Genomic DNA, 25,677 nt, shown 5'->3' with positions numbered 1-25,677 from the left:
CGCTGCCGCGCCTCCCTCTGTCCGTCTGCCTCGCTGCCGCCGGGCCCGGGGGCAGGTCCCCCCTCTCTCCTCCCTCGTCCTCTTGCGCTTCAGACTAACGCTGCGCTATAATAGCCCCAATTCGGAGGAGGCGAATGAGTGGCATGCGAGCCTGACTCGTCAATGGCTGACAGGAAGCAGGCAGACCGGTCAATCTGGCAAGGCTGAGGATGGTTCCGTGGAAGGGAAAGAAGAGCATCCATTGCCCGCACCCCAGCGCAGCGCCGCGCTGAGGGCAGAGGAGTGAGCGGGAGTGAAGAGGAGAGGCCAGGGAGAGAAGGAAGGCGCCAGCCACACTGTTGTGGTCAGGTCCAACATTCTGCGAAAGGAACTATGCCACCTATGCGCGTTATGAACGATGATCATGCCACTGGTACCGGCGAGCCCGTAGATAGGGGAGGAACGCCTTCGGTCACTCCTGCCGCTATCCTGTCGTCCTCTGCGACTTTCCCCGTGACGATCGCCGATATCTGGGAGGCGTACAAGCTTCTGAAACCGCTGCTGCACCATACTCCGTTAACTCCCTCGCGCACGCTCCGGGAGATGACCGGCGCGGAGGTCTATTTGAAGGCTGAGAATATGCAGCGCTCTGGCTCGTTTAAGGTTCGTGGGGCGAGCTTTAAGCTCTCACGTCTGAGCGAGCAGGATTATCAGCGCGGCGTGATTGCGGCTTCCGCCGGCAACCATGCCCAGGGCGTGGCCATTGCCGCGGCCCAGCATAAGATCCCCTGTACGATTGTGATGCCGGAGACGGCCCCCCTGGCAAAGGTGATGGCAACCCAGGGCTATGGGGCCGAGGTGGTGCTGCATGGCTTTACTTACGATGATGCCTATCAGCGTTGCCTGGAGTTGCGGGAGCAAACAGGAGCCACCTTTATCCATGCTTTTGATGATCCTGATATCATCGCCGGCCAGGGGACACTTGGCCTGGAGATGCTCAGCGACCTTCCTGATGCCGATGCTATCCTGGTTCCCATCGGTGGAGGCGGCTTGATCGCTGGTATTGCTATCGCCGCCCGTGCTTTGCGCCCCAACATCACGATTATCGGCGTGCAGGCTGCCGGCGCCCCTAGCTGTCGTAGTTCCCTCGATGCTGGCAGGCTGCTGGAGCTGCCGGCCATTACGACGGTCGCCGATGGTATCGCGGTCAAGCGCCCTGGCGAGTTGACCTTCTCTCTCATCCAGCGCCTGGTCGATGATGTGGTCCTGGTTGACGATGAGGCGATTATCAGCGCGGTGCTCTTCTTGATGGAGCGCTGCAAGATGCTGGTCGAGGGAGCGGGTGCTGCCGGTGTGGCCGCGTTGCTGAGCGGTACTGTCAAGCTGCCGGGCAAAAAGGTGCTGGTTCCCCTTACGGGGGGCAATATCGACATCAACCTGGTAGGCCGCTTCATTGAACACGGCCTGGCCGCCGCCGGTCGCTATTTTGTGATCCATACCCGCCTGGAAGATCGCCCCGGTGAGTTAATGCGCTTCTTAGGTATCATCGCCGATATGCGTATCAATGTGATCGATGTGCGCCATCAGCGTATATCAAGTCACCTGCCAATTATGCAGCGAGAGGAGACGCTGACGCTGGAGACACGTGATCGGACCCAGTGTGAGCAGCTGCTCGAGCGTCTGCGTGCTGCTGGCTACGTTGTGGAGGAGGCGCAGTCGCTGGATTAGGTCGGGTGTCTTGCGCTCCTACCGTTCGATCGTAGGTCCGGAGTTCTGGGGTCAGCGTTAGCGATTGCTCCAGGCTGGTCATGCCTGGGCCTCCTCTCCTTCCCCATCACTTCGCAGATTCTCCTCCAGAATGTCCTTAGTGCCGCGTTAAGCTCTATAGGTAGATGGGTTCCTGCTCTCGCCGGGACTGGCTGCGGAGCGTCAGGGCAACGGTCAGCAAGGGACCTGGCAAAGGTGCAAATGATGTGATGCGCCTTGGCTGTCTTGACTTCCTGGCGTCCTGATTGCCATCGCCGGCTCTGGCGTGAGTGAAGCCCCTTCATGAAGAAGCCAATTGCTATGCTTTGTCTGCTCCGCTATAATGGCAGGCGAGTGTTAACCGAGGAATGAACAAGAGCTTGCAGCGAGATCAAGCAGTCTCAAGAGAAGGAGCCGGGGAAGATCATGGATGCTGTCAACAGTTCTCCGGGCCTGGCCAGCCTGCGTTTTCTGACCGGCCCGTTGGCGGGGACGACGGTGCAAATCGTCAAAGCGGTCACTACCCTTGGGCGCGAGCCGAGCAACGATATTGTGATTTCTGACCCGACGGTTTCGCGCCAGCATGCTCGTCTGCTCTGTGAAAACGGGATCTGGGTCATCGAAAAGCTGAGTTCTCAGAATACGCTGACCGTCAACCAGCGACAGGTGCAGCGGGAGACCATTCATGATCGAGACACGATCGGGCTTGGCCCGGGAACGACCTTTCTCTTTCTGGTAACGGCTGGGCAAGCTGGGAATAGTGGTGGCAGTGGGGGAGGCGTTGGGGGGGTCTCGCTGCCTGCTAGCGGAGGGGGAGTAGTCAAGAGCGATGCCGGGCAGCCGCAGCCGGTGGTGACGCCGACGCCAGTTCCCAGCTCGCAGCCGGGGATAGCGCCAATCTCGGGGCCGGGTCCGAGTCCGTTGCCTGCCGGAGCGGTACCGGTGGCAGGCGAAGGACGGACTGAGCGGGTTGATTCCGAGCTTTTCAAGGCCCAGCTGGCGGGGATGGTCAGCGCGGGTGCAGGGGGGGCCCAGGCATCCCCGGGCGTGCCGTCCCTGGAGATCAGCAGCAATGTGCGGCGGGAAAAGCTGGTTTACCCGCTCAATAAGCCGGTCATCAGCATTGGACGCGATCCCTCCAACGATATTGTCATTCCAGAGCCTATCATCTCGGCCTTCCATGCCCAGATCGTCTTTGATGGCAACCAGCCCTATATTGTGCATCCGCATCCCGCGCGCGGGCGAACGCTCAATGGCCTGCTCTACCGTGGCCAGCGTATTCGTGGCGACGAGCAGTTTCGCAAGCCGCTAGAGCGAGGCGATATTTTCCGCATCGGCGACGAGCATGGTTCCCTGGTCACCCTGGCCTACAACGATGGCAGTGGCCAGGTACAGGAGATGCTGCCCGAGATCCACCCGGTGCCTCTGGGAGCGCCAGTCATCACGATCGGGCGTCATCGTGATAACATGCTTGTCCTCAGCCATCCCCAGGTCTCGGGCCATCATGCTCGTCTGGAGCGCCTGGCCGATGGCAGCTATCGCATCGTCGATCTCGGCAGCACCAACCATGTCTACGTCAACGGCCAGCGCGTAAGCCAGCGCCTCCTGATGCCCGGTGACGAGATTCGCATCGGCCCTTTCAAGCTGGTCTATACTGGCACGGAACTGACGCAGCACGACGAGAGCCGCAGCATTCGTATCGACGCCTTGCATCTAAAGCGCTACGGCACGCATCACATGCTGCTACTGCAAGACATTTCGCTCGTGATCCCGCCGCGCAAATTCGTGGCCGTCGTCGGCGGCTCGGGGGCCGGGAAATCGACGCTGATGGATGCTCTCAATGGGCTGCGACCGGCCCAGGAGGGGCTGGTCCTCTACAACGGCCAGGACTACTACAAGAATCTGGCTGCTTTCAGCACGCAGTTGGGCTATGTCCCCCAGGATGACATCGTCCATCGCGACCTGACGGTGGAGCGCGTGCTCTACTATGCTGCCAAGCTGCGCCTGCCCGAAGATTTCACCCACGAGCAGATTCAGAAGCGCATTGAAGAGGTGCTGGAAGACGTCGAAATGACCCATCGGCGCCACCTCCTGGTGAGCAAGCTCTCCGGAGGCCAGCGCAAGCGCGTCTCAATCGCGATGGAGCTCCTGGCGAATCCCAGCGTCTTCTTCCTGGATGAGCCGACTTCGGGGCTAGATCCCGGACTGGACCGCAAGATGATGCTGCTGCTGCGTCGCCTGGCCGACAAGGGCCACACCATTATTCTGGTGACGCATGCCACGACCAATATCAATGTCTGCGACTATATCTGTTTTCTGGCCCCAGGGGGCTACCTGGCCTACTTTGGGCCACCCGAGGAGGCCAAACAGTTTTTTGGGCGCAGCGACTTCGCGGAGATCTACAGCCTTCTGGAACCGAGCGATGACAACCCCAATGTCCCCCAACAGGCGGCGGAGCGTTTCCAGCAATCAGCCGATTACCAGAAATATGTGACTATGCCGCTGAACACGGGGCCGGCGGGCCGTCTCAATCAGCCGGTTGCCCAGACTGCCACCGTCAAGCCTCCGAAGCGTGGCAATCCCTGGCGGCAGTTCTGGCTGCTCTCCTTCCGTTATCTGGAGTTGCTCAAGAACGACGTTGGAAACCTGCTCATTCTGCTCTTGCAGGCGCCAGTGATTGGGCTGATCCTCTTCTTCCTGGCCGGGCATGGCACCTTTGATTCGAGCAGCATCGCCAGCTGTCAAACGAATCCACCGCCGTCGGGCCTGCCAGCCATCCCGATCACGGTTCCCAATGGCAACAGATATGACTGTCAGAACGTCGTGAATGCTCTACATACCGCCCAGGGGCAGGCACTGCTCGCTCAAAAAGGGCTGACCGAAGATCAGGCGTTGAACTACTATATTACCCCTGGCTCGGGCGGCGATGCTCAGAAGATCCTCTTCATCATGGCTTTCGCCGCTGTCATGTTTGGGTGTATCAATGGCGCGCGCGAGATCGTCAAAGAAGCGCCCATCTATCGACGCGAACGGGCAGTGAACCTGGGCATCATTCCGTACATGTTCTCGAAGATCGCCGTGTTGGGCTTGCTCTGTCTGCTGCAGAGCCTGGTGCTGGTGGTGATGGTCGCTCTGAAGGCTCCCTTCCATCAGGGGATCTTCCTGCCTGTCGGCCTGGAGATCTACATTACAATGGCCCTCACCTCGCTGGCGGGCCTCATGCTGGGACTGACCATCTCGGCGATCGCTCCCAATAATGACCGGGCCATGAGCTTTGTCCCCATTGTGCTCATTCCCCAAGTCATTTTCTCGGGCATCATCTTCGCCCTCAAGGGGCCGCTCATGCAATTCCTGGGCTCCTTCTTTGCAGCTCGCTGGGCGATGGCCGCCCTCGGCTCCTCAATTGGGCTGCATGGCGATAAGCTGGGTGCCGACGACTTCTCCTATCATGGGACGCTCTTCCCGACCTACAACGGCCATAGTCAGGCGGAGGCGGCCTTCCATCTGCTCCTGACCTGGTTTGCCCTGGCCCTGATGAGCGTCATCCTTGCCCTGCTGATCGCCTACTTCCTGAAGCGCAAAGATGTGCGGCGCTAGCTGCACTGGCAGCGGCTGCCTCGGGGACGAACCCAGACCAGACAGGCGGGCACGCGGCGCGGATAGACAGACCGCGCCGCCTCCCTCACCCTCCTCGCCTCGCCTACCAGATTGGAGAGTGAAGGCATAGCAAGGAACAGCGAGAAACGACGATAGGATATCGGGCATAAAGGCGAAGAGGGGCGCATGGTACTTCTTGGCATCTTGCTTGATCGCACTTTTCACCTTATGTTATTGTAACAATGTTCTTATCCGGGTACACCCGGGCCAGTTCTGGGAACAATGAGTGAGCGAGCGAGCGGACGGGCAACAGGGAAAGTGCTAGTCAACAGGCGTATTATCGTCGGCATTTGCGGGGGAATCGCCTGCTATAAGGCTGCTGACCTGGTGAGTAAGTTGCAGCAGGCGGGGGCGCTCGTTGATGTGATCATGACGGAGCGCGCCGAGGAGTTTGTGCGTCCGTTGACGTTCGCTGCTCTCAGTCATCGGCCCGTCTATAGCGATCTGTGGCAGGCGGCAGAGCATGCCGCCGAGTTGCACATTGAGCTGGCGCGCGCTGCCGAGCTACTGGCGGTGGTGCCGGCGACGGCCAATACGATTGCCAAGCTGGCTCACGGAATCACCGATAATTTGCTAACAGCGGTAGCCCTGGCAACACGGGCTCCGCTCTTGCTAGCCCCGGCGATGGATGCCGAAATGTATGAGCATCCGGCGACGCAGGCGAATCTGACCCTGCTGCGTGAGCGTGGGGCCCATGTGGTCCCACCCGAGGTAGGGCATCTGGCTTCTGGGGCGATCGGCCCTGGACGCCTGCCAGAGACGCCGGCCCTGCTGGGGGCTGTGCGCTGGCTGCTGGGCCGCAGTGGCGACCTGGCGGGTCGGCGCGTCGTTGTTACTGCTGGCGGCACCCGTGAGCCACTTGATCCGGTCCGCTTCCTGGGGAATCGCTCTTCCGGCAAGATGGGCTTCGCTCTGGCCGCTGAAGCCCTGGCCCGGGGCGCTCAGGTGCGGCTGATCTCCGCCCCCACGGCGCTGACTCCTCCCTATGGAGCAGAGTTTGAGGAGGTGGAGACCACCCTTCAGATGCTGGAGGCCGTCCGCCGGGCCGTCGCGACCGCTGATGTCCTGGTGATGAATGCGGCAGTGGCCGATTTCCGTCCCGCTGCCCCAGCGCCGCGCAAGATCAAGAAGGAGGAGCTTAGGGCCGGCGAGGGCGCGCACGCCGCTGCCCGGTCTGAGACCGAAGAGGAGCTGACGCTGCGCCTGGTGCGCAATCCCGATATTTTGCAGGAACTCGCACACCTGCCTGCCGCACAGCCAGATACCGCTGCTGCGGCTCTCCCTGCGCCAGCGTCACCGGCAGAGGCGCCTGGGGCGTCGCCCTCGCACTCGTCGGATACACCTGCTCGCCCACGCCGCCTGATCCGCGTTGGCTTCGCCGCCGAGACCCATGATGTGCTCTCCTATGCCCAGCAGAAGCTGGCTCAGAAGAGTCTGGATCTCCTGGTCGCCAACGATGTGACTCGCCCCGATAGTGGCTTCGGCTCCGATACCAATAAGGTCTATATCTTCCACGCCGCTGGCGGCCTGGAAGATCTGCCAGTCATGCCGAAGGAGGAGGTCGCGGCTGCCATCTGGGATCGGATCGTCCCTTTGCTGGGGACGAACTAAGTTGGGAGGACGTGGCTTTGTGATGGGTGCTTTTCTCTTAGAATTGTTGGGTACACGGAGTACGCAGGAGGAGTCTGCTATGGAACGCAGTGCTAGTGCTGGTTTCGAAGGCATCGCTCAGCTGCTGCTGGAGCAGAAGAAGTTGATGGAGGCCCTGGAGGCCGAGAACCGCGAGCTGCGCCGCCAGCTCGCCGATTTGCGCCGCGGCATCGGGATCGCTGTGGTGATCGAAGGAAAAACAATTCAGCTGGCTACTGATCAGCCAATGGCTCAGTCCCAGGCCGCTCTGCAGAGCTTGCAGAATCTCCAAAGCGCTCCAGTAACGCCGGCTACAGCTCAAAGTGCCAGTTACCCCTCTCAGCCTATGCGCCAAACTGGTAGCCAGCAATCGGTCAATTTGAGTGAGAAGCGGGAGAATGGGAACAACCGCAGCCCGCTCGCTGATAGCTTCGTTCTCTAGCTCGCCCGGTTCATGCCAGCCTGGCTTCCCTGATCAGCTGGTTGCCTGGTCAGCGAAGAAGCCCGCTGAGCACCTGGCCCTGCGCTCGTGAGCTGGTGGCTAACGGTCAGAAGAGAGCACGGCGCGCGCTGCCTGGCTGCTGGTCAGATCGCCGGGCTGTCGCCCGCTCGGGCTCGCCGCTGTGCGCTGCGCTGTACTGTACTGTACTGATGATCGCTGCTGAGGATGCGGTTGTTGGCGGAGACCCTCAGCGCTTCTCATGGCTCTGTCTCCGGGTCAGTGGTCTGTCTTGTCCCACGTTGCACTGGCCCGCGGTTGGGGGTCTCTTTGCCTTGTTTGGCCTGGCCGGCATCGCCTCAGCTGGCGCTCCTGGTCTGTGGTCTATGGACGACGCCAGGCCCCAGGCTGGAGAAAGTCGGCTCTCGTCTGGCTGCTTCCTGCTCTGCTACGCTCTGGCATTGTGTGCGGCTCTGACTCAGCTCTGTTCTGATGGCAGACAAGCTGGAGAAGGAGGGGATCTCTTGCCCGTGAGGCCGGCGCGATCTCTCCTCCTCCAACCTCCTCCATCCCCTTCTCTTCCTGTCCTTGACCGCTCCTTCTCACGCTTGGCCCGGCCTGCTTCTCTCTCCTCCCTCCTCCTCCTGCGCCCAATCAGGATGACGCTGGTGAGACCTCCAGGCGACCGCTCGGTTGCGGCCACGACAGGATAGGGCAGGGCAGGCCCAGGCCCGGCAACTCGCCCTTGAGTCCAGGACTTTCTCAACGTTTATATTTCTCAGAGGAGGGCTTGCCATTTTTTGGCTTCGTGGCGCTCTCTGCTTTCCTGGTCTTGTTTGCTTTGGCGGCTTCTCTAAGGATGGACCCGGTGCGGTGGATGAGCGCGGCATCGCGACATCAAGGAAAGGGAAAAGCACCCAACCAACCCTAGGATGAGAGGCCCACTCTCAGTAATCTGCTCGTCTGTCGTCCAATGCCTGAGCCTGGCATTGTGGCCGAGGCCGGGGTTATGCAACAGCATGGCGGGAAGCGGATGGCCAGAGAGAGCAGAGAGCCGAACCTGAGAGAGCAAGGGAGCAAGGCAACGATGGCAGTGGCTGCGATGCTGTTTTGAGAGTTATGAGAGGCCGGGCAGGGATGAGCAATGTGCTCCCTTACGCTGAGCTAAGTTGGCTGGTGTTAGACCTCGCCTGACCTGTTTGAACCTACCAACCAGGGAGGTTTTGGTGATGATTTGTCCCCGTTGTCAAAGTCAAGTCGCCGATGGGGTCCGTTTCTGTGGTACCTGTGGGATGCCGCTGCAGCCGGCGGGGAGAACACCCGTGCCGCCCGCGTCTTCGGTACCGCCGGCTGATCCCTACAGCGCTCCTCAAGGGGGATATGTGCCCCCCAACCAGTACGAGGAGTATAGCAGCAGTCCCTTTGGAAATGCTGTGCCTCGGTCCGAGTTGCACAATCCGCGTGGCCCTCTGCAGGTAGCTGACATGACCATTTCCATCGAGGGCGAGCTGGTTCCGGTTGTCGACATCATGCTCGGCAACCAGATGCCCATCTACTTCGAACACCATATTCTGCTCTGGAAGCATCCTGGTGTGCAAATTGGCTTTAAGTCTCTCAAAGGGGCGGCCCGTCGCTTCTTTGCTGGACTACAGATTTTCCTGACCGAGGCTTACGGACCGGGCAATATTGCTTTCTCACGGGACTCGGTGGGTCAGATTGTGGCGCTCCGCCTCCAGCCTGGTCAGACTGTTGAGGTGCGTGAGCATCAGTTTCTGGTAGCTACCGGCAATATTGAGTACGACTTTACCTTTGTTCAGGGAATCGCCAATATTCTGTTTAGCCGCACAGGTTTCTTTATCGACCGCTTTACCGCTATTGGCAGCGAAGGCATCGTCTTGCTGCATGGGTATGGCAATGTCTTTGAGAAGATGCTTGCGCCGGGCGAGGCGCTGGACATCGAGCCGGGGGCCTGGCTCTGGAAAGATCCCTCGGTCCAAATGACCGTGACGACCGTGGCCGGCTCGCAGCGCGGTGGTGGCATTCTGGGCGCCATCGGTGGTTTTGTGGCAGGTGCCTCGATCACGCTGAATCGCTTCATTGGACCGGGCCGGGTGGGTATCCAGTCCATGACGTACCATCCGCCAGAGAATGAGGGCGCTCCCCAGGCCGGAGGCACCAGCAACTTTGGCGGTCTGGGCAGCCTCTTCAGCTGAACTGATCCAGGCTGAAGAAAGGACATGGGAGCCGGACCAAAGAGCAGCGCACCAGCGAGCGGGGGGAGGCGAGGCTGAGTAAGTGGAGCGATAGCGGTTGTGGCTGTCCCCCGATTGTCGCTGAGACCCTCTCTGCTCTCTGGCCCGGCTCCCTCCTGTCTCATCGGCTCAGAGCCGCTTTGGGCCGGTCTCTGCCTTCTGGCTGTGGGGGGGGCGTTCCTATCTCTGGGTGGATAGGTGAAAGATGGTGGGACTAAGAGCTTGCTCGTCCCTGGTCTTTGTCGCGACTCATCCGCAGTACCTTGAGCATGTACTGCTCCGAGTTCAGGTAGTAAGGGTTGCGTTTGATATATTTCCCGACCACGGAGATAGGATGCAGCTTGAGCAACTCAGCCACCAGGCCGGGCATCAGCTTGCTATGGTCATAGTGCATCAGGGCGATGATGGGCGCATTCTGGAAAGTGAAAACGGCATCAGAGGCCGCTTCATACTTGAGGATCTGCTCCGGAGTCGCCACGTCGCTGGTGAGCCAGCTCATGTCGATGGAGATGCGCACGGCCTTCCAGCCTTCGCGCAGCGCCTGGGCGATGAACGTCTGATGGGAGGAGAGCAGGAAATAGGGATCAAAGCGGGAGCCATGAGCAAGGAAGCTCTCCCGCTCCTCGTGCAAGACCAGCTGTCCGCTGGCGAGTGTGGCATTGACGTCGACGTTTAGCTTGGCTAATTCCTCTCGCAGCTCCTGAACCTGGGCGGGAGCGGCGGCAAAGAGGCACTTTTCCGAGGCTGTCAGACCGACTCGGAGGAGGCGCGCCGTCACGCCTGGAATCTCTGACACTTTGCTGTAAAGCTGGCAAATGTGGGAGCCAGGAGGAATGCGCTCAGATTTGCCCTCGACACTAAGATCCATACCTACCTCCACGGTCTTCTCCTCCTTCTGCTGCCTGGCCTCCCTGGCTGAAACGCGCCTGCCGCTCCTGGCGAAGCCGCACGGCTCGATTGTTGGTGGCGATGACGACCAGGCTTAAGAGACCGAAGACCATCACACCTGATAAGAACGTAATGAGTACCAGTAGAACGATGCGCTGCGGAGAGAGACCGAGGAGCAGGGACAGGACGAGCGTCAGCAGCGTCATGGACACGGGGACAACCAGTGTCCAGGCGATGATGATGCGCAGGCTCTGTCTGGTCGTCAGCGCCTCTCCGCCGCTGTAGGGGAAGAAAATCCGCCGAAACAGGGAATAGCGCGCATGCTCTTGTCGCTGTTGCATAGGGCTAACAAGATCCTTCCTGCCGGTGCCGCTGTTGTAGCCAGCGTTGCAAAATGGCCTCCGCCTGGTAGAGAATATTGACCTCGTTCTGATATGTCAGGAGGCGACAGGCTTCGCCCAGAGAGAACCAGCCAACGCGGTCATACTCCTGGTCGTGTAGCGTGATATCGCCGCCAATGGCCTCCAGCAGGAAATGGCGCACCTGCTTGTGATAGCGAATATGGTCGCGCACGAAGCGATAGGAGATCGTGCCAATGTAGGCGATCAGGCGCACTTGCAGGCCCGTCTCTTCCTGCACCTCGCGCAAGGCCACCTGCTCGATCGTCTCACCGGCATGCGGCGTCCCCTTCGGCAGCACCCAGATCCCCGGGTGGCTCCGACCGACCAGAGCCACCTCGATGCTCATCCCTTCGCTGCCAATCAGCCCCCTGAAATTGCGTACCGCTTTCCCCTGAAAGGATCGCTGTCTGGCGTAGTGCTGTTGTTGCCACTGTAACTGCTGCTGCCTTTGAGCTAGCGGGGCTGAGGCAGGAACCAGGCGGAAGACGACGCCGCCGGCTGAGTACGCGCGCAGCGTACGATAGTGCTGATAGCGGTCCCAGCCCCGAGCTGTTTCCTCTCTATGCCATCGCAACTTCGCCCCACTCCTCCTTACTGCGAATACTGCTGCTGACCGTCGCATGCGCATTCTCGCCAGTCAGTCAACAACAAAAGAATTGGGCGCGACCTGAGAGAGTCGCGCCGCGTACTGATACCTGCCAGAGCGTTGACGCAGCGCGAAACCTCTTCCTGATAAGGGGGAACAGGTTGCGCCGCTCCTTATCGTGGCAGTATAGCGAATGCCTTGACATGTGTCAAGACAGCATCTGTCGGACTGCCTCCAGATTTTTGGGAGGCACATCGGGGGGGACGGCGCAGCCTGGGGCCAGGATAAAGTGCTCGCCGTTGGTCAGCTCTAAAGCCCTCTGCACCTCCTCTTGCACCTGATCCGGGGTACCGGTGCGCAGCACGGTTTTTTCGCTGATGCCGCCCATGACCGCTTTCCCTGAGCGGCGCTTCCCTTCGCGCAGATCGGGATTTCCCTCCAGGGTAGCGGCCCAGCTCAGAGCGTGGACGGGGTAGTTGGCCAGCAGGTCAAAGTAGATGCGGGGGCCACAGTTATGCAGGATGGTGAACTTGCTGCGTCCCTTGATAGCGTCCAGGAACTCCAGGTCATACTGTTCACCAAACTCGCGGTACTGATCCTGGGTGAGCAGACCCTCGCGGGCCCAGCCGTTGGTTGCATAGAAGATGCCGCTGGCTCCCTCTTCCATGCAAGCGATGGCGAAAGTGATAAAGGTTTCCAGGATCGTGCGCAGGCCCGTATGGAGGGCCTTGCGATCTTCGCGGATGCTATGTAGCACCGCCTCTGTGCTGTTGCCAGCCAGGTACCTGGCCACGCCCAGCGGGCAGAAAATCGTCTGGACAAAGTAGGCGTCGTTCCCGAGATGGTACTTGATGAGCTGCAAGGCCCGTAGCTGTTCGGCCAGGGCTCCCTGTGTCGGCTCCAGCGGGCGCAGCCGCTTCCAGTCCGCTGTGCTCTTGATGGGAGTATCCTCGAAGATCGGCGGCTTATATTTGTCGCCGGAGGGGCGCACACGGACCTTCCAGCCCTCGACATGATAGGAGGCACGCGGATTGACCTTCAGGAAGTCCCAGTCATAGCGCGTGAAGTTCTCGATCATGGCCTCGACGAACGTTTGCATGTTCCATTCGCGCTCGTAGTCGTGCCCCCACATGCTCACTGGTACACGATCGACCGGTTTACCGCGCAAAGCGGCGTCAACACGTTCCTTTTTATTCAAGGTCTTTCCCATCCCCTCTAGACAAGATCACTAACTGGATAGAAACGATGCTTCCTGACAGCCCTGGTAGACAGCGGCGTCTGGGCCTCCCATTCGTTCCGCTGCAGAGCGAGGTGCGGTGCACAGGCACAGGGTGATCCGGGCCCCTGCCGGGCGGGGTCTGCTGTGGGGGAAGGACGCGCTTGCTGGCTGGGCAGCGCGCTGCCAGCGGGGAGCCGGTCGCTGGCGCTTCGCTCTGTAGCGCGCCTGGCTCCCCGCTGACCTTGCCTGACCAGGGGCTGCGTTGGTTGGATCGCCATCGCCAGGTGGGTGGGTGGGTAGTACATGCGCATCCTGCCTTTCAGACTCCCTCTCTGTCTTCTCCACCAGCATGGTGCAACGGTGGATGCGGCACCGCGGCCACGCTGCTGGCTTACAGCCCCAGCCGGGCCGTCAGCTGGTAGCGGACCGGGAGCGAGGTGGCAACTGCCCAGGCGGAGATGACGAGGGTGACCCGGCTGACCTTCCTGCCAAAATCCGGGATGGTCACGCTGGCCTGGCCGCTGGCCAGGTTGACAAGGAAGTGGCGAACACTGAAATCCTGGCCCTCATAGACCAGGGCCTGCACATTATAGTGTTCCGGCAGCACGTTCGCTGAGCGGATAAAGCCGTGGCTGACCCAGCCGTTGTCGCTGGCCAGGGTATCCTCGAAATGCAGCTCTGGAATGCGTATCCAGGCCAGGGCAAAGCCCTGGTGATTCACTGCATCATCGGTGACCTCCTCGAAGCGCAACTGGATGCGCTGGCCAGCGTAGGGGGTCAGGTCGATCTGCTCCTCGACCCATTGCGGACTGCTCCCGCCGCTGGTTCCGGTGTAGCCATAACCCCAGTTCCCCCCATTGGGATTGCTGGCCGTTGTGTAGCGTCCGGGCAGCGTTGTCCAGTTGATCCCATCGGTCGAGGCTTCTACAAACGCATAGTCGTAGTCGCGTTCCAGATCAAACCAGGCGGCGAATTGCAGGGTGACATGCTGGCCTTTGAGCCTGCTCAGGTCAAAGGAGCGAGTCAGGGTACTATCCATATTATCATATCGATTGCTCCACCATTCATAGTGCGAATGGTAGGGCGTGTTCGCGATGATGGGTGTGGTAGGCGTGCCGTTGAAGGTCAGGGTCAGGTTGCCCGCCTGCCCTGCCGGCTCAAAGGTGTAGTACTCTGCCGCGTATTGATGGATGCTGTTGAGCATGGTAAAAGGATAGCCTGTGACTGACTGCGACGGCACAGGAACCCCGACCTGGATGGTGGCATAGCCGTAGTCTCCCTTGTCGATGCTATCGTCCTGGATGACATTGGCAAGGTACCACTTATTTACTACGTCATCAAAACGATCCTTATAACCATGATGGGCCAGAACATGGTCGAAGCTGAGGGGAGGATCGGCGGGATCACTCAGCAGCTCTTTGAGAATGGGGTAGCCACCATAGTGCTCAGCGAAGTAGGCCAGGAAGAGATAGGCGGCCCCGTAGTGGTCTAAGGCCGCTGGCATGTCGTCGCTCCAGTCGGTGAGCTGCGTGTTGGGATGAGAGAGGAAGGCGCGGTCGGCGCCGCCCACAGAGAAGCCGTTGAGGTGCTGAGCCAGCAGGGACATCCCTTCATTGATCCACTCGGGATCGTTGGGATGAAGATGCCAGTGAATCATATGCTGAAATTCGTGAGCCAGAGTGCTGTTGTAATCGGCTGTCCCCGGCAGCATGGTGTCGAGGTCGATGTAGATCATCTCGCGCTCATTGCTGTAGGGATTGATGGCGGTCGGGTACTCGTCGGCGGAAGAAAAGTAGCCGCCGACGCCGTTGCCCAGGCTCGCGGCGTTCAGGATGGTCAGGTGTACATCGTCGTCGATGCCTGGCTGCCACTCGCTGCCAAAGATGGCGTGCTCGCCGGGATAGATGCGCTCTTCAAAGAGGTCGGCGGAGCTTTTAAGGGCAGTCAGGCTGGCGCTCTGGCCGTCCTCGACGTACATGTAGACGTGGGGGGTGACGTAGACCAGCCTGGCACGAATGCGCTCATAGCGGTGGGTATCGAGGTTGAGTAGCCAGAACTGGTCTTCCTGGCCAGGATGAGCGTTGAGCGGCGTGCTGCGCCCCCGCTGTGGCGGCGGCTGCGGGTCGTGCAGCTTGAGGCGCTGGGCCAGGCTGTAGAGATCGCGTGGCGGATGGGCCGCGGTTGTGAGCAAGCGCTCGGCCTGCAGGAGCGCTGGCAGGTTCTGGGGCGTTGGCGACAGCTTCGGGCCAACGGTGACGTCGCCGGACGTCGGCGTCTTGAGAGAGGCGGTATTGCCAAAGGGGGAGCAGGCGCCCCCTGTGACCACGAGTGTAAGCAGCAGAGTCAGTAAGCCCAACCATTCGCGAAGGAGCGAGAGCCTACCCCGAGCCCGTGTGCTCATAGTCGCTTAGCCCTCCAGTTCCTTGAAGCGATAGCCTACGCCCCGCTCTGTCAGGATGTATTGGGGGTGAGCAGGATCTTTCTCAATCTTCTGCCGCAGATAGGTAATGTACAGCCGCAGATAATGGGCCTCGTCTCGATATTCCCGTCCCCAGACCTTGGAGAGTAGCGTCTCGTGGGTGAGAAGCCGCCCGGCATTGTTGACGAGATGGTAAAGCAGACGGTATTCAGTGGGACGCAAGGTGACCTTCTGGCCGCGGACAATGACCTCTCGCCTGGCGAAGTCGATCTTGAGGTCCTTGTCGACAACAATCTCGGTCTTGCGCGCCGGCGGCGGCATGAAAGCCCGGCGCAGCAAGGCCCGGATGCGCGAGAGTAGCTCACGTGGACTGAAGGGCTTGGCAATATAGTCATCGGCTCCCAGGTCCAGGCCGCGAATGCGGTCGTGTTCGTCCTGGCGCACCGTCAGCATGATCACCGGAACGGTCGAGACCTCACGGATCTGGCGCAGGGTCTCAAAGCCATCCATGTCTGGCATCATGACATCAAGGACAATGAGATCGGGCAAGTTTTCGCGCAGTTGCTCCAGGGCCTCCTCTCCACTACTTGCCTCCAGTACATGATAGTGCTCTAACTCTAGATTCATACGCACAAGATCACGGATACGCGGTTCATCATCAACAATGAGAATGGTGATATCACGGTGATCGAAATTTTCCTTCTCCATCTTTAAAACACCACCATAGGCAATTGCGCCTTCTCCTTGCGAGGCAGGCTAAACGAGAACGTTGAGCCTTGATGTAGCGCACTTTCCACCCAGATCCTTCCTCCGTGGGCCTCAATGATAGCGCGGCAGATATAGAGGCCAAGACCGGCGCCTGGGCGTCCGGACGTCGATGGGTGATTGAGACGCTGGAAGCGCTGGAAAAGCCGCTCCTGGTCGCGCAGCGAGATGCCCATGCCCTGATCGCTGACGCTGACGATCACCTCATCGCCCACCGTGGAGCAGCTCACCGTGACTGTGCGCTGCCGCGGCGAGTATTTCATGGCGTTGTCCAGCAGGTTCTCCAGCACCTCCTCGATGCGGTCGCGGTCGGCCATGACCAGCGGCAGGTTGGGCGGGAGCTGCACCTTGATGTCGACATCGGGGCTTCTGGCCTGGAAGCGTCGCACGACGCCCTGAATCAGTGGCTCCAGATCCAGGGGGGCAATCTCCATATGCAGGCCGCCCGCTTCGATGCGCGAGGCGTAGAGCAGGTTCCCGACCAACTTATTGAGGCGATCGGCCTCCTCTTCGATGGCCAGGAGGCGCGCGCGCAGTGCCTCGCGGTCAAAGGTGGCGTCGGTACGGGCCAGCGTTGAGGCGTAGCCTTTGATGATGGCGATCGGCGTCTGCAGCTCGTGGGAGATGACGGAGATGAACATGGAACGCTGCTCTTCTTGTTCGCGCTCGCGCGTGATGTCGCGCACGGTCAAGATACCGTTCATCGGCTCGCCGCGTGCTGAATGGACGCAGGAGGCTGAGACGCTGACGCTGAAGCGCTGGCCGTCGCGCGCCGTGATCTGAATCTCGCGATTGACGACGGGCTTACCCGCAAAGGCCTGGAGGATCGGTGAATTCTCCAGGCCCAGATCGTTCCCTTGCCGATCCTTGGGGCGCAGCACATCGTAATAAAAGCGGCCCAGCACCTCGCTTTCGCGCCAGCCCGTCAGTCGCTCCATTGCTGGATTGAAATCGATGATGCGAAAGGCGTGGTCAACGGTGAGGATGCCATCGGTGCTGTACTGGAAGATGGCCGCCAGGCGCTCCTGCTCGCGTACCAGCGACTGCGCTTTGAGGGCGAAGCGCATGCTGGCGGCCAGCTGAGCCCGGAAGAGGGCGAAGCGAATCGCATCGTTCTCCAGGCAGGAGCTGCTGCCGGCGGGGCGGAGGTAGTGCAGCATTCCCACCAGGCCGCTCTGATCGTGGAGAATCAGCGAGCAGCGCTCATACGCCTGGATCTGGCGGCTGCTGCCCGGGTCGGAGCTGTCACGCTTCTGGCTGCTACGGGCCTGGGCCTGGGAGGGGGCGCTCTCAGGTTGAGGATCAGGACCGATGAAATCGGCAAAGAGATCCAGCTCATCCAGGAGCGAGGACGGCAGGCGCTCAACGACAAAAGGCCGGGCTGGTGTGGGCAGCGATCCACGTTGGATGTGGGCCAGCAGGCTCGCGACCGCTGTCTCGTTGATCTGGTAGGCCGTGTATTCTTCGCTGCTCTGGGGGTCGAAGGCTTCGTTGGCCACCACAAAGAGGCCAGCCTCTCCACCCAGGAGGCGGATGGCACTCCCGATGAGAATCACGAGTTGGCCATGCAAGTCCTTGAAGTGCTGCGTCAGGGATCGGGACATGGCAGGCTCCGACAAAGACAGAGACAAGGCATGTATCTGGGTACAGAGCGGGGCCGGCAGGGGCAGGTTGGCACAGCTCCCCGCCGGGGATTGTCAACGTTCGGTGCCAGTGCTATTTTAACACAAAGCCTTCAGGTAGGACAGAGATGCACATCGACATCTTCACGCTCTTCCCGGCCATGTTTGAGGGGCCGTTTTCTGAAAGCATCCTCAAGCGTGCACGCGAGCGAGGTCTGCTCTCGATAGCCTTGCACAACATTCGAGATTTTACGACTGATAAGCATCACGTTGTCGACGATTATCCTTATGGTGGTGGCGTCGGTATGGTCATGAAACCCGAGCCGATTTTCGCCGCGGTCGAGGCCGTCTATCAGGGCGGGCCTATCATTCTGCTGACGCCCCAGGGTCGCCTCTTTCATCAGCAGATCGCACGCGAGCTGGCCCGCGAGCCGCGCCTTTCTCTGATCTGTGGCCACTATGAGGGGGTCGATGAGCGCGTGGCTGAGCATCTGGCAACCGACGAGCTTTCGATCGGCGATTATGTGCTCACTGGCGGCGAGCTGCCTGCGATGGTCGTCGTCGATGCTGTGGCCCGCCTCATTCCCGGCGTCCTGGGCGACGAGGCCTCAACGCACGAAGAGTCGCACAGCGACTCTCTGCTGGAGTATCCCCAGTACACCCGTCCGCCGGAGTTCCGTGGCTGGCGAGTGCCCGAGATCTTGTTCTCCGGCAATCATGCGCAGATCGCGCGCTGGCGGCGGAAGGAAGCCCTGCGCCGCACGAAGCGCCGGCGCCCCGATCTCTTTGCCAGGCTTGATCTCAGCAGCAAAGAAGATCAGAAGCTCCTCAAGGAGCTGGAGACTGAAGGCTGGTAAGTTGCACCTGTCCTGGGTCAGCCCTGGCCGATCTGGTCTGGTAGAAGGCAGTACGGCTGCTCACTCTTCGGCGGCGGGCTGATCGTTGTCGTTGGCAGCTGGGCGCGGCTCGCGTAGCTGGCGCTCTTGCTGGCGTCGGAGGGCTTCTTGCCGGGCCCGCTCCTCGGCAATAATCTCTTCGACCTCGTCGGCCATCGTGCGGCCCTCGCCCTCGTGGCGGCTTCCGCCGAAGCTCGGGCGGCTCTCCAGCACCTCGCGCGCTCGCCCGCCGCTCTCCTGGGGACCAATGATGCCGTGGGCCTCTAGCAGGTCGATCAGGCGGGCTGCTCGGGCATAGCCGACACGCAAGCGCCGCTGCAAGAGAGAGATGGAAGCCCGGCCATACTCGCGTACTACCTGTTCGGCCTGCTCCAGCAGCTCGTCGTCCAGTGTAGACTCTTCGGCCTCCTGCTCGTGAACCTCCCAGCCGGGTTCGATCTCCGGGCTGCCTCCTGGGCGATGCTGGGAAGCCTGCTCTTTCCAGTAGGTGACCAGGCGCTCAATCTCTTCATCGGCGACAAAGGCTCCCTGGATGCGCTCCGGCTTGCCGGCATCGGCGGGCAGGTAGAGCATGTCACCGCGTCCAAGCAGGCGTTCCGCTCCACCCATGTCGATGATGGTCCGCGAGTCAATGGCTGAGCTGACCATGAAGGAGATGCGCGTTGGAATGTTGGCCTTAATCAGGCCGGTGATTACATCGACTGAGGGGCGCTGCGTTGCTACCACGAGGTGGATGCCTGTGGCTCGGGCAAGCTGAGCCAGGCGGCAGATCAGCCCCTCTACCTCCTCGGGCGCCGTCATCATCAGATCGGCCAGCTCGTCGATAATGATGACGATGGCGGGCAAGTTCTGGAGCGAGTTGTCTCCGCGGGCCAGTCGCTCGTTGCGCAGCTTGCGATAGCTGTCCAGGTTGCGCACACCCAGGCGGGAGAAGAGACGATAGCGGCGCTCCATCTCGTGAATCGCGTTTTTGAGCAGGCCCACCACCGTGTCAACTTCTGTCACCACTGGCATCAACAGGTGAGGAATGCCATTGTAGTGCGTCAGCTCGACCATCTTGGGGTCGACGAGCAGCAGGCGCAGGTCGTCGGGAGTGGCCTGCATCAGGAAGGTGGCAATCATCGCATTGATGCAGACGCTTTTGCCGGCGCCCGTGGCCCCGGCGATCAACAGGTGGGGCATGCGCGCCAGATCGCCAACGCGAACCGCGCCGGCGACATCCTTGCCCAGGGCCACCGCCAGTCTGGACTTGGCCCGCGCGCTCTGATACTCCTTGCTCTCCAGGATCTCCCGCAGCGTCACCAGGCGGCTATTTTTATTAGGGATCTCGACGCCGACGTAGGGTCGGCCTGGCACCGGGGCCTCCATGCGGATTGAGCGCGCCTCTAATACCAGGGCCAGATCGTTCTGTAGGGCCATAATGCGGCTCACTCGTGTGCGCGACTCATAGACAATATTGCCGGAGGCGTCGCGCACAGGAACCAGGCGCCCTTTCTCGTCAGGCTGCATGGCCGGCTTGCCTGTCGGGCGGATGCCAAACCGGATCACCGTGGGGCCGATGCTGATGTCTTCAGGCCGCACCTCGGCCTCGACGCGGAAGCTGCGCAGCGTATCCTGAATGAGCTTGGCCAGGGCGACCGTATCTTCGCCCAACATCTGCAGCTTCATGTCCTCGGGCCGATTGAGCAGGCCCAAGTCCGGTAACTTCCACGGAGACGAGGGCTGACCTCCACTGCGAGGCTGCGACCCTCTACTGACCTCCGCAGCTGACTGACGCTTCAGAGGATTGGGCGTCAGCGGCTCCATCTCTGGCAGATTGGGGACAACGTTGTGCGCGGAGATGTGCAGCGGCTGCTGAGGCGGGTGCTCGCCGTCGAAGGGCAGCGGCTGCTGCTGCGCTCCTCGTGTGGCGGCCTGATACTCCTGGCGATTCAGCGGCTTGGGCGGCGGATACGGACCGCGGAGAAGAGAGCCAGGCTGGTGCCGGTGGAACGCTCTGTCTCTGCCATCCTGGCGGTCATCGTCACTCTCGAAATCTGGCTCGAACTCGATGATATCCTCATCTTCCTCGCTCATCGTTGGCTCTGCGGGGCTGACTGACGAGCGGACCATCCCGGCGCGTGTTCCCTGAGCGGTCCCTTCATCGTCTCCAGAGCTGGCTCCGGCCTGAGCCTGACCGCCATAGCGGCTGTAGCGGGGACGCTGGCCAAGAAAAGGCGAAGGGCCGCGGGCACCTTCACCACTGCCGGTGTGCGCGGGACGCTCCACGTGGTCGGCGAAGAGCTGGCGCACGAAGCGGGCGGCGGCCAGAATATGCCCGAAGGTGATGCGGAAGGTGACAATGCTGACCAGGACCATCAGGCCCAGGATCAGAATGTGACCGACAGCAGCTGGCCAGTTGTGGAGAGGCAAAATCAGGAGAGCGCCAAGGAAGCCGCCGGTCTCACCACCGAAAAGGAGCTGGCTTTCAGCCAGGACCAGCAGCCAGAGCAGGGCCAACCCGCCTACCAGTGACCTGCGCAGCAGATTGCGCTGGAGCAGGCCCTCGATCAGCAAGATCCCGGCCAACGCCAGCAAACTGAGAGCCAGCACGTAGACCGACCAGCCAAGGAGAGCCGTAGAGATGGCACGGATCTCTTTCAGAAAGAAAGCCTGACGGAAAATCGTCAGTGCACCGAGCAGGACCAGGGAGAGCAAGAGCAGGATTAAGCTGTAAAACTGCTGCTGCTGATGGGGTTCAAGGCGTTGCCACTGCGCGCGGAGCCAGTGAATAAAGCGCTCGTCCCCCGTCTGGTCAGCGGGGGGGGAAGACGGGGCTGAAGAGGCTTTACGCCCCGATGACCGGGAACCCGCCGAGGCGCGCTTTGGTGCCTGCCGGGCATGAGCAGGTCCGGGAGTCCGTTGCTCAACGCGGGCGCGGCTGGACCCGACGGCGCCTGCGGCAGCGCTCGCCCGCGCCGTCCGCTTCGCCTCTACGCCCGGGACAATGCGCTCCTTACGCTGATTCTTCTGATCGCTGGCTGCCATTCCCGCTCCGTCTGCTCCTCCTGTGAGCTATGCAGGCGATCCTCTCCCGTGGCATTCGCTAAAAAAGAGGAGCGCTCTTCTTCCTCTCCAGCAGCGCTTCTGCTGGGATAGCGCGTGCCAGAGTTCTATAAGCAACACCAGTATGATAGCGCAGATGTTCCAAGGGCGCAAGTGGGGAAATCGCGGCTTAGCGCGGGCTTAGCGCGCTCTGACTGGCGCCCGCGAGCAAGAAGAACGCCAGTCCCCGAGCCTCTCTCTGGGGCCTATGGTCTGGTCCAGTCCAGTCTGGCGCAGGCAGCAGGCAGCAGGCAACGGCCAGGATTGCGGACGGCCAGGAGGACCGCAAAAAAAAGAGAGCGCAGACAAGGACAGGAAAAAAACACAGAGCAGAGAAGGGATCGACTCTATTCTCTCTATGCCAATGCTGACGAGACTCCTCGTAGTGCGCTCTCTGCCTAAAGCATAAGCAGAACCTGTCGCAGGCACATCAGTGATCTGTCGCAGAATTGTCACAAAGAAGGAAGGGAGAGAGGAGAAAGAGAAAGTGCTGCTGCTTGCCGCGGAACCAGAGAGACCTTCGGAGGGCGGAGGAACCAGGAATTGGCGGCGGGGAGAGGCGAGAGACAAGGCCGACGAGCGGCGGGGCGGATCATGCGGCGGCTCTCGCTCACCCCGCGCCAGGCTGGTTCCAGCTTAGACCTCCATAACTACCGGCAGGACCATAGGCCGACGATGGGTCTTCTCGTAAAGGAACTCGCTGAGCGTGTGCTTAATCTTGTCCTTTACAAAGGACCAATCGGAGGCGTGGCCGTTGAGACCAACGAAGGACTCCAGCACTCGCTCGCGCGCGCTCGCCAGCAGTTCCTCGGCATCGCGCATATAGACGAAGCCGCGCGAAATGATGTCCGGTCCAGCCAGAGGGCGCCCCGTTTCCTTATCGACCGTCAGAACGGCCATCAGGATACCATCCTGGGCCAGCACCTGGCGATCGCGCAGTACGATCTGACCGACATCGCCCACGCCCAAGCCATCGACATAGACATTGCCACAGGAGATATGGCCAGCAGCATGGATCGAGTTCTTCGTCACCTCGATCACGTCGCCATCCTCGGCGATCACAATGTGATCTGCGGGGATGCCCAGCGAGGCAGCCAGCTTTGCATGGAGCATCAGCTGACGGTACTCGCCGTGAATCGGCACGAAGAACTTCGGTCGGATCATGCTCAGCATCAGCTTCAGCTCTTCCTGAGCGGCGTGGCCAGAGACGTGCACCGGCGAGACGCCCTGATAGAAGACTTCCGCCCCCTGGCGGAAGAGATTATTGATCGTGCGATTGACCATCTTCTCGTTGCCTGGCACCGGCGTCGCGGAAAGAATGACGGTGTCACCCGGCTGAATGCGCACGAGACGATGGTCCTGGTTGGCGATGCGCGTTAGCGCCGAAGTCGGCTCGCCCTGGCTGCCAGTACAGATGATCACAATGCGCTCAGGCGGCAGCTTATTGATATCCTCAGCGCGGATCAGGGTATGCTTGGGGATGCTCAGATAACCCAGATCGATGGCCATCTGGACATTGCTCACCATACTGCGCCCGACCAGAGCAACCTGACGCCCATAGCGCACCGCTGTGTCGACTACCTGCTGCACACGCGAGATCAGCGAAGCGAAGGTAGCGATCAAGATGCGCCCGGGAGCATTGGCGAAGATCTTGTCAAGCGAGTCGCTGACCACGCGCTCCGAGGGGGTATAGCCAGGCGACTCCACGCGCGTGCTGTCGCCCAGTAGCACCAGAACGCCTTCCGTACCAATGCGCGCCAGTGTGCCAAAATCTGCCGGCTGCCCATCAACCGGCGTATGGTCGAATTTATAGTCACCGGTGTGCACCACGGTACCCACGGGCGTGTGAATCACAATACCGACCGCGTCAGGAATGCTGTGATTGACGTGGAAGAATTCCGCAGTGCACTTGCCCAGTTTGACCTTATCGCCAGGAGCGACCATCTTAATGACAGCACGATCCTGCAGCTTATGCTCCTTGAGCTTCACCTGGATCAACCCCTGGGTCAGACGGGTAGCGTAGACGGGGGGGAAGTCGAGCGCGGGGAGAACATAGGGGAGACCACCAATGTGGTCCTCGTGGCCGTGGGTGACCAGAATCGCCCGAATACGCTGCTTTTTGTCCTGCAGATAGGTGGTGTCCGGGATCACCAGGTCAACCCCGAACATCTCATCGTCAGGAAACATCAGCCCCGCGTCAACGATGATGATGTCCTCACCATACTCGATCACCATCATGTTCTTTCCGACTTCCCCAAGCCCACCCAGGGGGATAAGTCGAATTTTTTCCATTGTCAAGGTAACAAAAACCTCCTAACCACACTCAAGCATGAGTATGCCCACTCTTTGCTTTTGATGAGATATATGTCGACTCCTGTCTCCGCCAACAGGAGTTATAGCCAAATACAGAAAAGTCTACGCAACGTTGAACTATCAAAAATACACACTATTCGGATCTATTATTCCATTAAAAGTCTAGCATAGGCGATGCGAAAAAACAAGGAAGAGCACTGCGCTGGCGACCGACGCATCGCAGCCATCTCTTGCCCTGGCCGCCATCGCTGCTATCCTGTGCCAGGCTCCGTCAGGAGTAGGTCAGGCTGGGTCAAGTCGAGTTGGGTCAGGCTGGAGGGGCCTGGTTGCGGTGATCCTAGCAGGTATCTGCCACTGCTCTGGCCTGCCTGCCAACCCGATCAGCGGAGGTAGCCAGCCACTGAGCCAACCCGTCCCTACAATCTTCTATCGGCCACTTTCTTCTTTTTCTGCAAACTAGAACACCTGTCTATCAACGGATATTCCCCAGCAAGGCCCGGGCGATCACCATGCGCTGAATCTGGTTAGTGCCCTCGAAGATCTGGGCCACCTTCACATCGCGCATATAGCGCTCGACCGGGTAATCCCGCACGTAGCCGGCGCCGCCCAGAACCTGGACCGCGTTCGTGGTGACCTCCATTGCCACATCGGTGGCGAAGCACTTGGCCATTGAGGCGTACATACTGGCATTCTGCTCGTGGTCCAGCTTATAGGCGGCCTCGTAGACCAGCAGGCGGGCAGCTTCAATCTTCATGGCCATATCGGCCAGCATAAACTGTACGGCCTGGAAAGCGCCGATCGGCTGGCCGAACTGTGTCCGCTGGCAAGCGTAGGAGCGAGCGACCTCGAAAGCGGCCTGGGCCACTCCCACGGCGATGGCGCCGATATTGATGCGTCCGCCGTCCAGCGACGAGAGCGCGATTTTGAAGCCCTGGCCTTCCTCACCCAGGCGCTGACCGAGCGGAATAGTGCACTGCTCAAAGATTAACTCCCGGGTGGGGGAGGAATGCAGGCCCATCTTGCGCTCGGTTTTCCCGAAGCGGAAGCCAGGAGTCTCCTTCTCAACTACAAAGCAGCTGATTCCTTGTGAGCCACGGACTGGGCTCGTGCGGGCCATCACCAGGTAGAGATCGGCCTCGCCTCCGTTGGTGACCCACATCTTAGTGCCATTGAGCACATAGGTATCGCCGCGACGCTCGGCGCGACACTGAAGGCTGGCTGCATCCGAGCCGGCGCCGGCCTCACTGAGAGCGAAGGCTCCGAGCAGCTCGCCCTGGGCCAGGCGTCGGACCCAGCGCTCGCGCTGCTCCTCGTGGCCGAAGCGAGCGATGGAGCCTGCTACCATGTTGTGGACCGAGAGGCCGACCGCGGTAGCCATATCTCCCCGGGCCAGTTCTTCATAGACCAGGGCGGCCACGGTCCGGCTCAGAGCACTGCCCCCGTAGGTCTCGGGGATCGTCATGCCCAACAGGCCCAAGGGCGCCATCTTCAGGTAGACTTCGCGTGGGAAATACTCCTGTTCGTCCCACGTAGAGGCGTGGGGCACAATCTCCTGTTCTGTAAAGCGACGGACGGTGTCGCGAATCGCTCGTTGCTCCTCGTCGAGATCGAACTGCACTGCTAGCTCCTGTTCTGCTACTGGTTCCAGCTCGCCACCGCTGGATCTTACAGGAAGGAGCCGGAGCCAGCGAACGAACGCCCTGACTGTTGCTAGCTGGCACTGGCTGGCGCAGACTGGGCAGAGAAAGGCGAGCGGACCAGGGTAAAGCGGCGGGCAAGGCG

Annotated in this window: 16 protein-coding genes; 6 read left to right on the top strand and 10 right to left on the bottom strand. The window is 60.6% G+C overall.

Translation table 11 applies throughout. From position 1 onward, the window contains the following. The first annotated feature begins 381 nt into the window (after window positions 1–381). The 5 genes from ilvA (at window position 382) to BGC09_RS15030 (ending at window position 9,663) form a co-directional block, all read left to right on the top strand. Window positions 382–1,707, top strand: a complete 1,326-nt coding sequence (gene ilvA / locus BGC09_RS15055) for a threonine ammonia-lyase (RefSeq protein ID WP_218104062.1) — start codon at window positions 382–384, stop codon at window positions 1,705–1,707. 444 nt (window positions 1,708–2,151) lie between these two features. Next, entirely contained in the window at window positions 2,152–5,322 is a 3,171-nt protein-coding gene (locus tag BGC09_RS15050) for an FHA domain-containing protein (RefSeq protein ID WP_069804806.1), read from the top strand. A 282-nt stretch (window positions 5,323–5,604) separates the two neighbouring features. Then, the gene (gene coaBC / locus BGC09_RS15045) at window positions 5,605–6,993 is read left to right on the top strand and encodes a bifunctional phosphopantothenoylcysteine decarboxylase/phosphopantothenate--cysteine ligase CoaBC (RefSeq protein ID WP_084658950.1); all 1,389 of its coding nucleotides are present in this window, start codon (window positions 5,605–5,607) and stop codon (window positions 6,991–6,993) included. Between the two features lie 79 nt (window positions 6,994–7,072). Further along, on the top strand, window positions 7,073–7,453 hold the full coding sequence (locus tag BGC09_RS15040; protein ID WP_069804803.1) for a hypothetical protein: 381 nt from the start codon (window positions 7,073–7,075) through the stop codon (window positions 7,451–7,453). A gap of 1,226 nt (window positions 7,454–8,679) precedes the next feature. Next, entirely contained in the window at window positions 8,680–9,663 is a 984-nt protein-coding gene (locus BGC09_RS15030) for an AIM24 family protein (RefSeq protein WP_069804801.1), read from the top strand. 253 nt (window positions 9,664–9,916) lie between these two features. Here the strand turns inward: BGC09_RS15030 and BGC09_RS15025 are convergent, their stop codons facing one another. The 7 genes from BGC09_RS15025 to BGC09_RS14995 all read right to left on the bottom strand — a co-directional run bounded on the left by BGC09_RS15025 (window position 9,917) and on the right by BGC09_RS14995 (window position 17,584). Further along, window positions 9,917–10,570 carry an MEDS domain-containing protein gene (locus BGC09_RS15025; protein ID WP_069804800.1) on the bottom strand — a complete coding sequence of 218 codons (654 nt, stop codon included), beginning with the start codon at window positions 10,568–10,570 and terminating at the stop codon, window positions 9,917–9,919. Next, window positions 10,560–10,931 carry a hypothetical protein gene (locus BGC09_RS15020; RefSeq protein WP_069804799.1) on the bottom strand — a complete coding sequence of 124 codons (372 nt, stop codon included), beginning with the start codon at window positions 10,929–10,931 and terminating at the stop codon, window positions 10,560–10,562. Before BGC09_RS15020 ends, BGC09_RS15025 begins: the two co-directional genes overlap by 11 nt. A gap of 4 nt (window positions 10,932–10,935) precedes the next feature. After that, window positions 10,936–11,565, bottom strand: coding sequence for an NUDIX hydrolase (locus tag BGC09_RS22265; RefSeq protein WP_176728939.1), 630 nt, complete (start codon window positions 11,563–11,565; stop codon window positions 10,936–10,938). A gap of 220 nt (window positions 11,566–11,785) precedes the next feature. Then, window positions 11,786–12,775, bottom strand: coding sequence for a uroporphyrinogen decarboxylase family protein (locus BGC09_RS15010; RefSeq protein WP_176728938.1), 990 nt, complete (start codon window positions 12,773–12,775; stop codon window positions 11,786–11,788). Window positions 12,776–13,187: 412 nt separating this feature from the next. Then, entirely contained in the window at window positions 13,188–15,197 is a 2,010-nt protein-coding gene (locus BGC09_RS15005; RefSeq protein ID WP_069804797.1) for a M6 family metallopeptidase, read from the bottom strand. Window positions 15,198–15,203: 6 nt separating this feature from the next. Continuing rightward, on the bottom strand, window positions 15,204–15,923 hold the full coding sequence (locus BGC09_RS15000; RefSeq protein ID WP_069804796.1) for a response regulator transcription factor: 720 nt from the start codon (window positions 15,921–15,923) through the stop codon (window positions 15,204–15,206). Between the two features lie 2 nt (window positions 15,924–15,925). Next, window positions 15,926–17,584 carry a sensor histidine kinase gene (locus tag BGC09_RS14995; RefSeq protein ID WP_084658947.1) on the bottom strand — a complete coding sequence of 553 codons (1,659 nt, stop codon included), beginning with the start codon at window positions 17,582–17,584 and terminating at the stop codon, window positions 15,926–15,928. A 146-nt stretch (window positions 17,585–17,730) separates the two neighbouring features. Here BGC09_RS14995 and trmD point away from each other — a divergent pair, with 146 nt between their 5' ends. Next, window positions 17,731–18,459, top strand: a complete 729-nt coding sequence (gene trmD / locus BGC09_RS14990) for a tRNA (guanosine(37)-N1)-methyltransferase TrmD (protein WP_069804794.1) — start codon at window positions 17,731–17,733, stop codon at window positions 18,457–18,459. 60 nt (window positions 18,460–18,519) lie between these two features. Here the strand turns inward: trmD and BGC09_RS14985 are convergent, their stop codons facing one another. The 3 genes from BGC09_RS14985 to BGC09_RS14975 all read right to left on the bottom strand — a co-directional run bounded on the left by BGC09_RS14985 (window position 18,520) and on the right by BGC09_RS14975 (window position 25,513). Next, window positions 18,520–21,525 carry a DNA translocase FtsK gene (locus BGC09_RS14985; protein WP_069804793.1) on the bottom strand — a complete coding sequence of 1,002 codons (3,006 nt, stop codon included), beginning with the start codon at window positions 21,523–21,525 and terminating at the stop codon, window positions 18,520–18,522. 693 nt (window positions 21,526–22,218) lie between these two features. Then, window positions 22,219–23,874: a ribonuclease J gene (locus tag BGC09_RS14980; RefSeq protein WP_069804792.1), complete on the bottom strand. Its 1,656-nt coding sequence runs from the start codon at window positions 23,872–23,874 to the stop codon at window positions 22,219–22,221. Window positions 23,875–24,367: 493 nt separating this feature from the next. Further along, complete coding sequence (locus BGC09_RS14975) at window positions 24,368–25,513, bottom strand: acyl-CoA dehydrogenase family protein (protein WP_069804791.1); 1,146 nt, start codon at window positions 25,511–25,513, stop codon at window positions 24,368–24,370. Between the last annotated feature and the right edge of the window lie 164 nt (window positions 25,514–25,677).

Origin of the sequence: Thermogemmatispora onikobensis (assembly GCF_001748285.1) — a bacterium.
In the GTDB taxonomy this organism is placed as follows: Bacteria; Chloroflexota; Ktedonobacteria; order Ktedonobacterales; family Ktedonobacteraceae; genus Thermogemmatispora; species Thermogemmatispora onikobensis.
The sequence above is the reverse complement of the archived record's forward strand: the minus strand, read 5'-3'. Positions and strand labels throughout refer to the sequence as shown.

Coding starts and splice junctions, on each gene's coding strand:
- BGC09_RS15020 (WP_069804799.1), bottom strand. CDS start 10,931: ATGCAACAGCGACAAGAGCATGCGCGCTATTCCCTGTTTCGGCGGATT.
- BGC09_RS15005 (WP_069804797.1), bottom strand. CDS start 15,197: ATGAGCACACGGGCTCGGGGTAGGCTCTCGCTCCTTCGCGAATGGTTG.
- BGC09_RS15050 (WP_069804806.1), top strand. CDS start 2,152: ATGGATGCTGTCAACAGTTCTCCGGGCCTGGCCAGCCTGCGTTTTCTG.
- trmD (WP_069804794.1), top strand. CDS start 17,731: ATGCACATCGACATCTTCACGCTCTTCCCGGCCATGTTTGAGGGGCCG.
- ilvA (WP_218104062.1), top strand. CDS start 382: ATGCGCGTTATGAACGATGATCATGCCACTGGTACCGGCGAGCCCGTA.
- BGC09_RS15000 (WP_069804796.1), bottom strand. CDS start 15,923: ATGGAGAAGGAAAATTTCGATCACCGTGATATCACCATTCTCATTGTT.
- BGC09_RS14980 (WP_069804792.1), bottom strand. CDS start 23,874: ATGGAAAAAATTCGACTTATCCCCCTGGGTGGGCTTGGGGAAGTCGGA.
- BGC09_RS14985 (WP_069804793.1), bottom strand. CDS start 21,525: ATGGCAGCCAGCGATCAGAAGAATCAGCGTAAGGAGCGCATTGTCCCG.
- BGC09_RS15030 (WP_069804801.1), top strand. CDS start 8,680: ATGATTTGTCCCCGTTGTCAAAGTCAAGTCGCCGATGGGGTCCGTTTC.
- coaBC (WP_084658950.1), top strand. CDS start 5,605: ATGAGTGAGCGAGCGAGCGGACGGGCAACAGGGAAAGTGCTAGTCAAC.
- BGC09_RS15040 (WP_069804803.1), top strand. CDS start 7,073: ATGGAACGCAGTGCTAGTGCTGGTTTCGAAGGCATCGCTCAGCTGCTG.
- BGC09_RS14995 (WP_084658947.1), bottom strand. CDS start 17,584: ATGTCCCGATCCCTGACGCAGCACTTCAAGGACTTGCATGGCCAACTC.
- BGC09_RS15025 (WP_069804800.1), bottom strand. CDS start 10,570: ATGGATCTTAGTGTCGAGGGCAAATCTGAGCGCATTCCTCCTGGCTCC.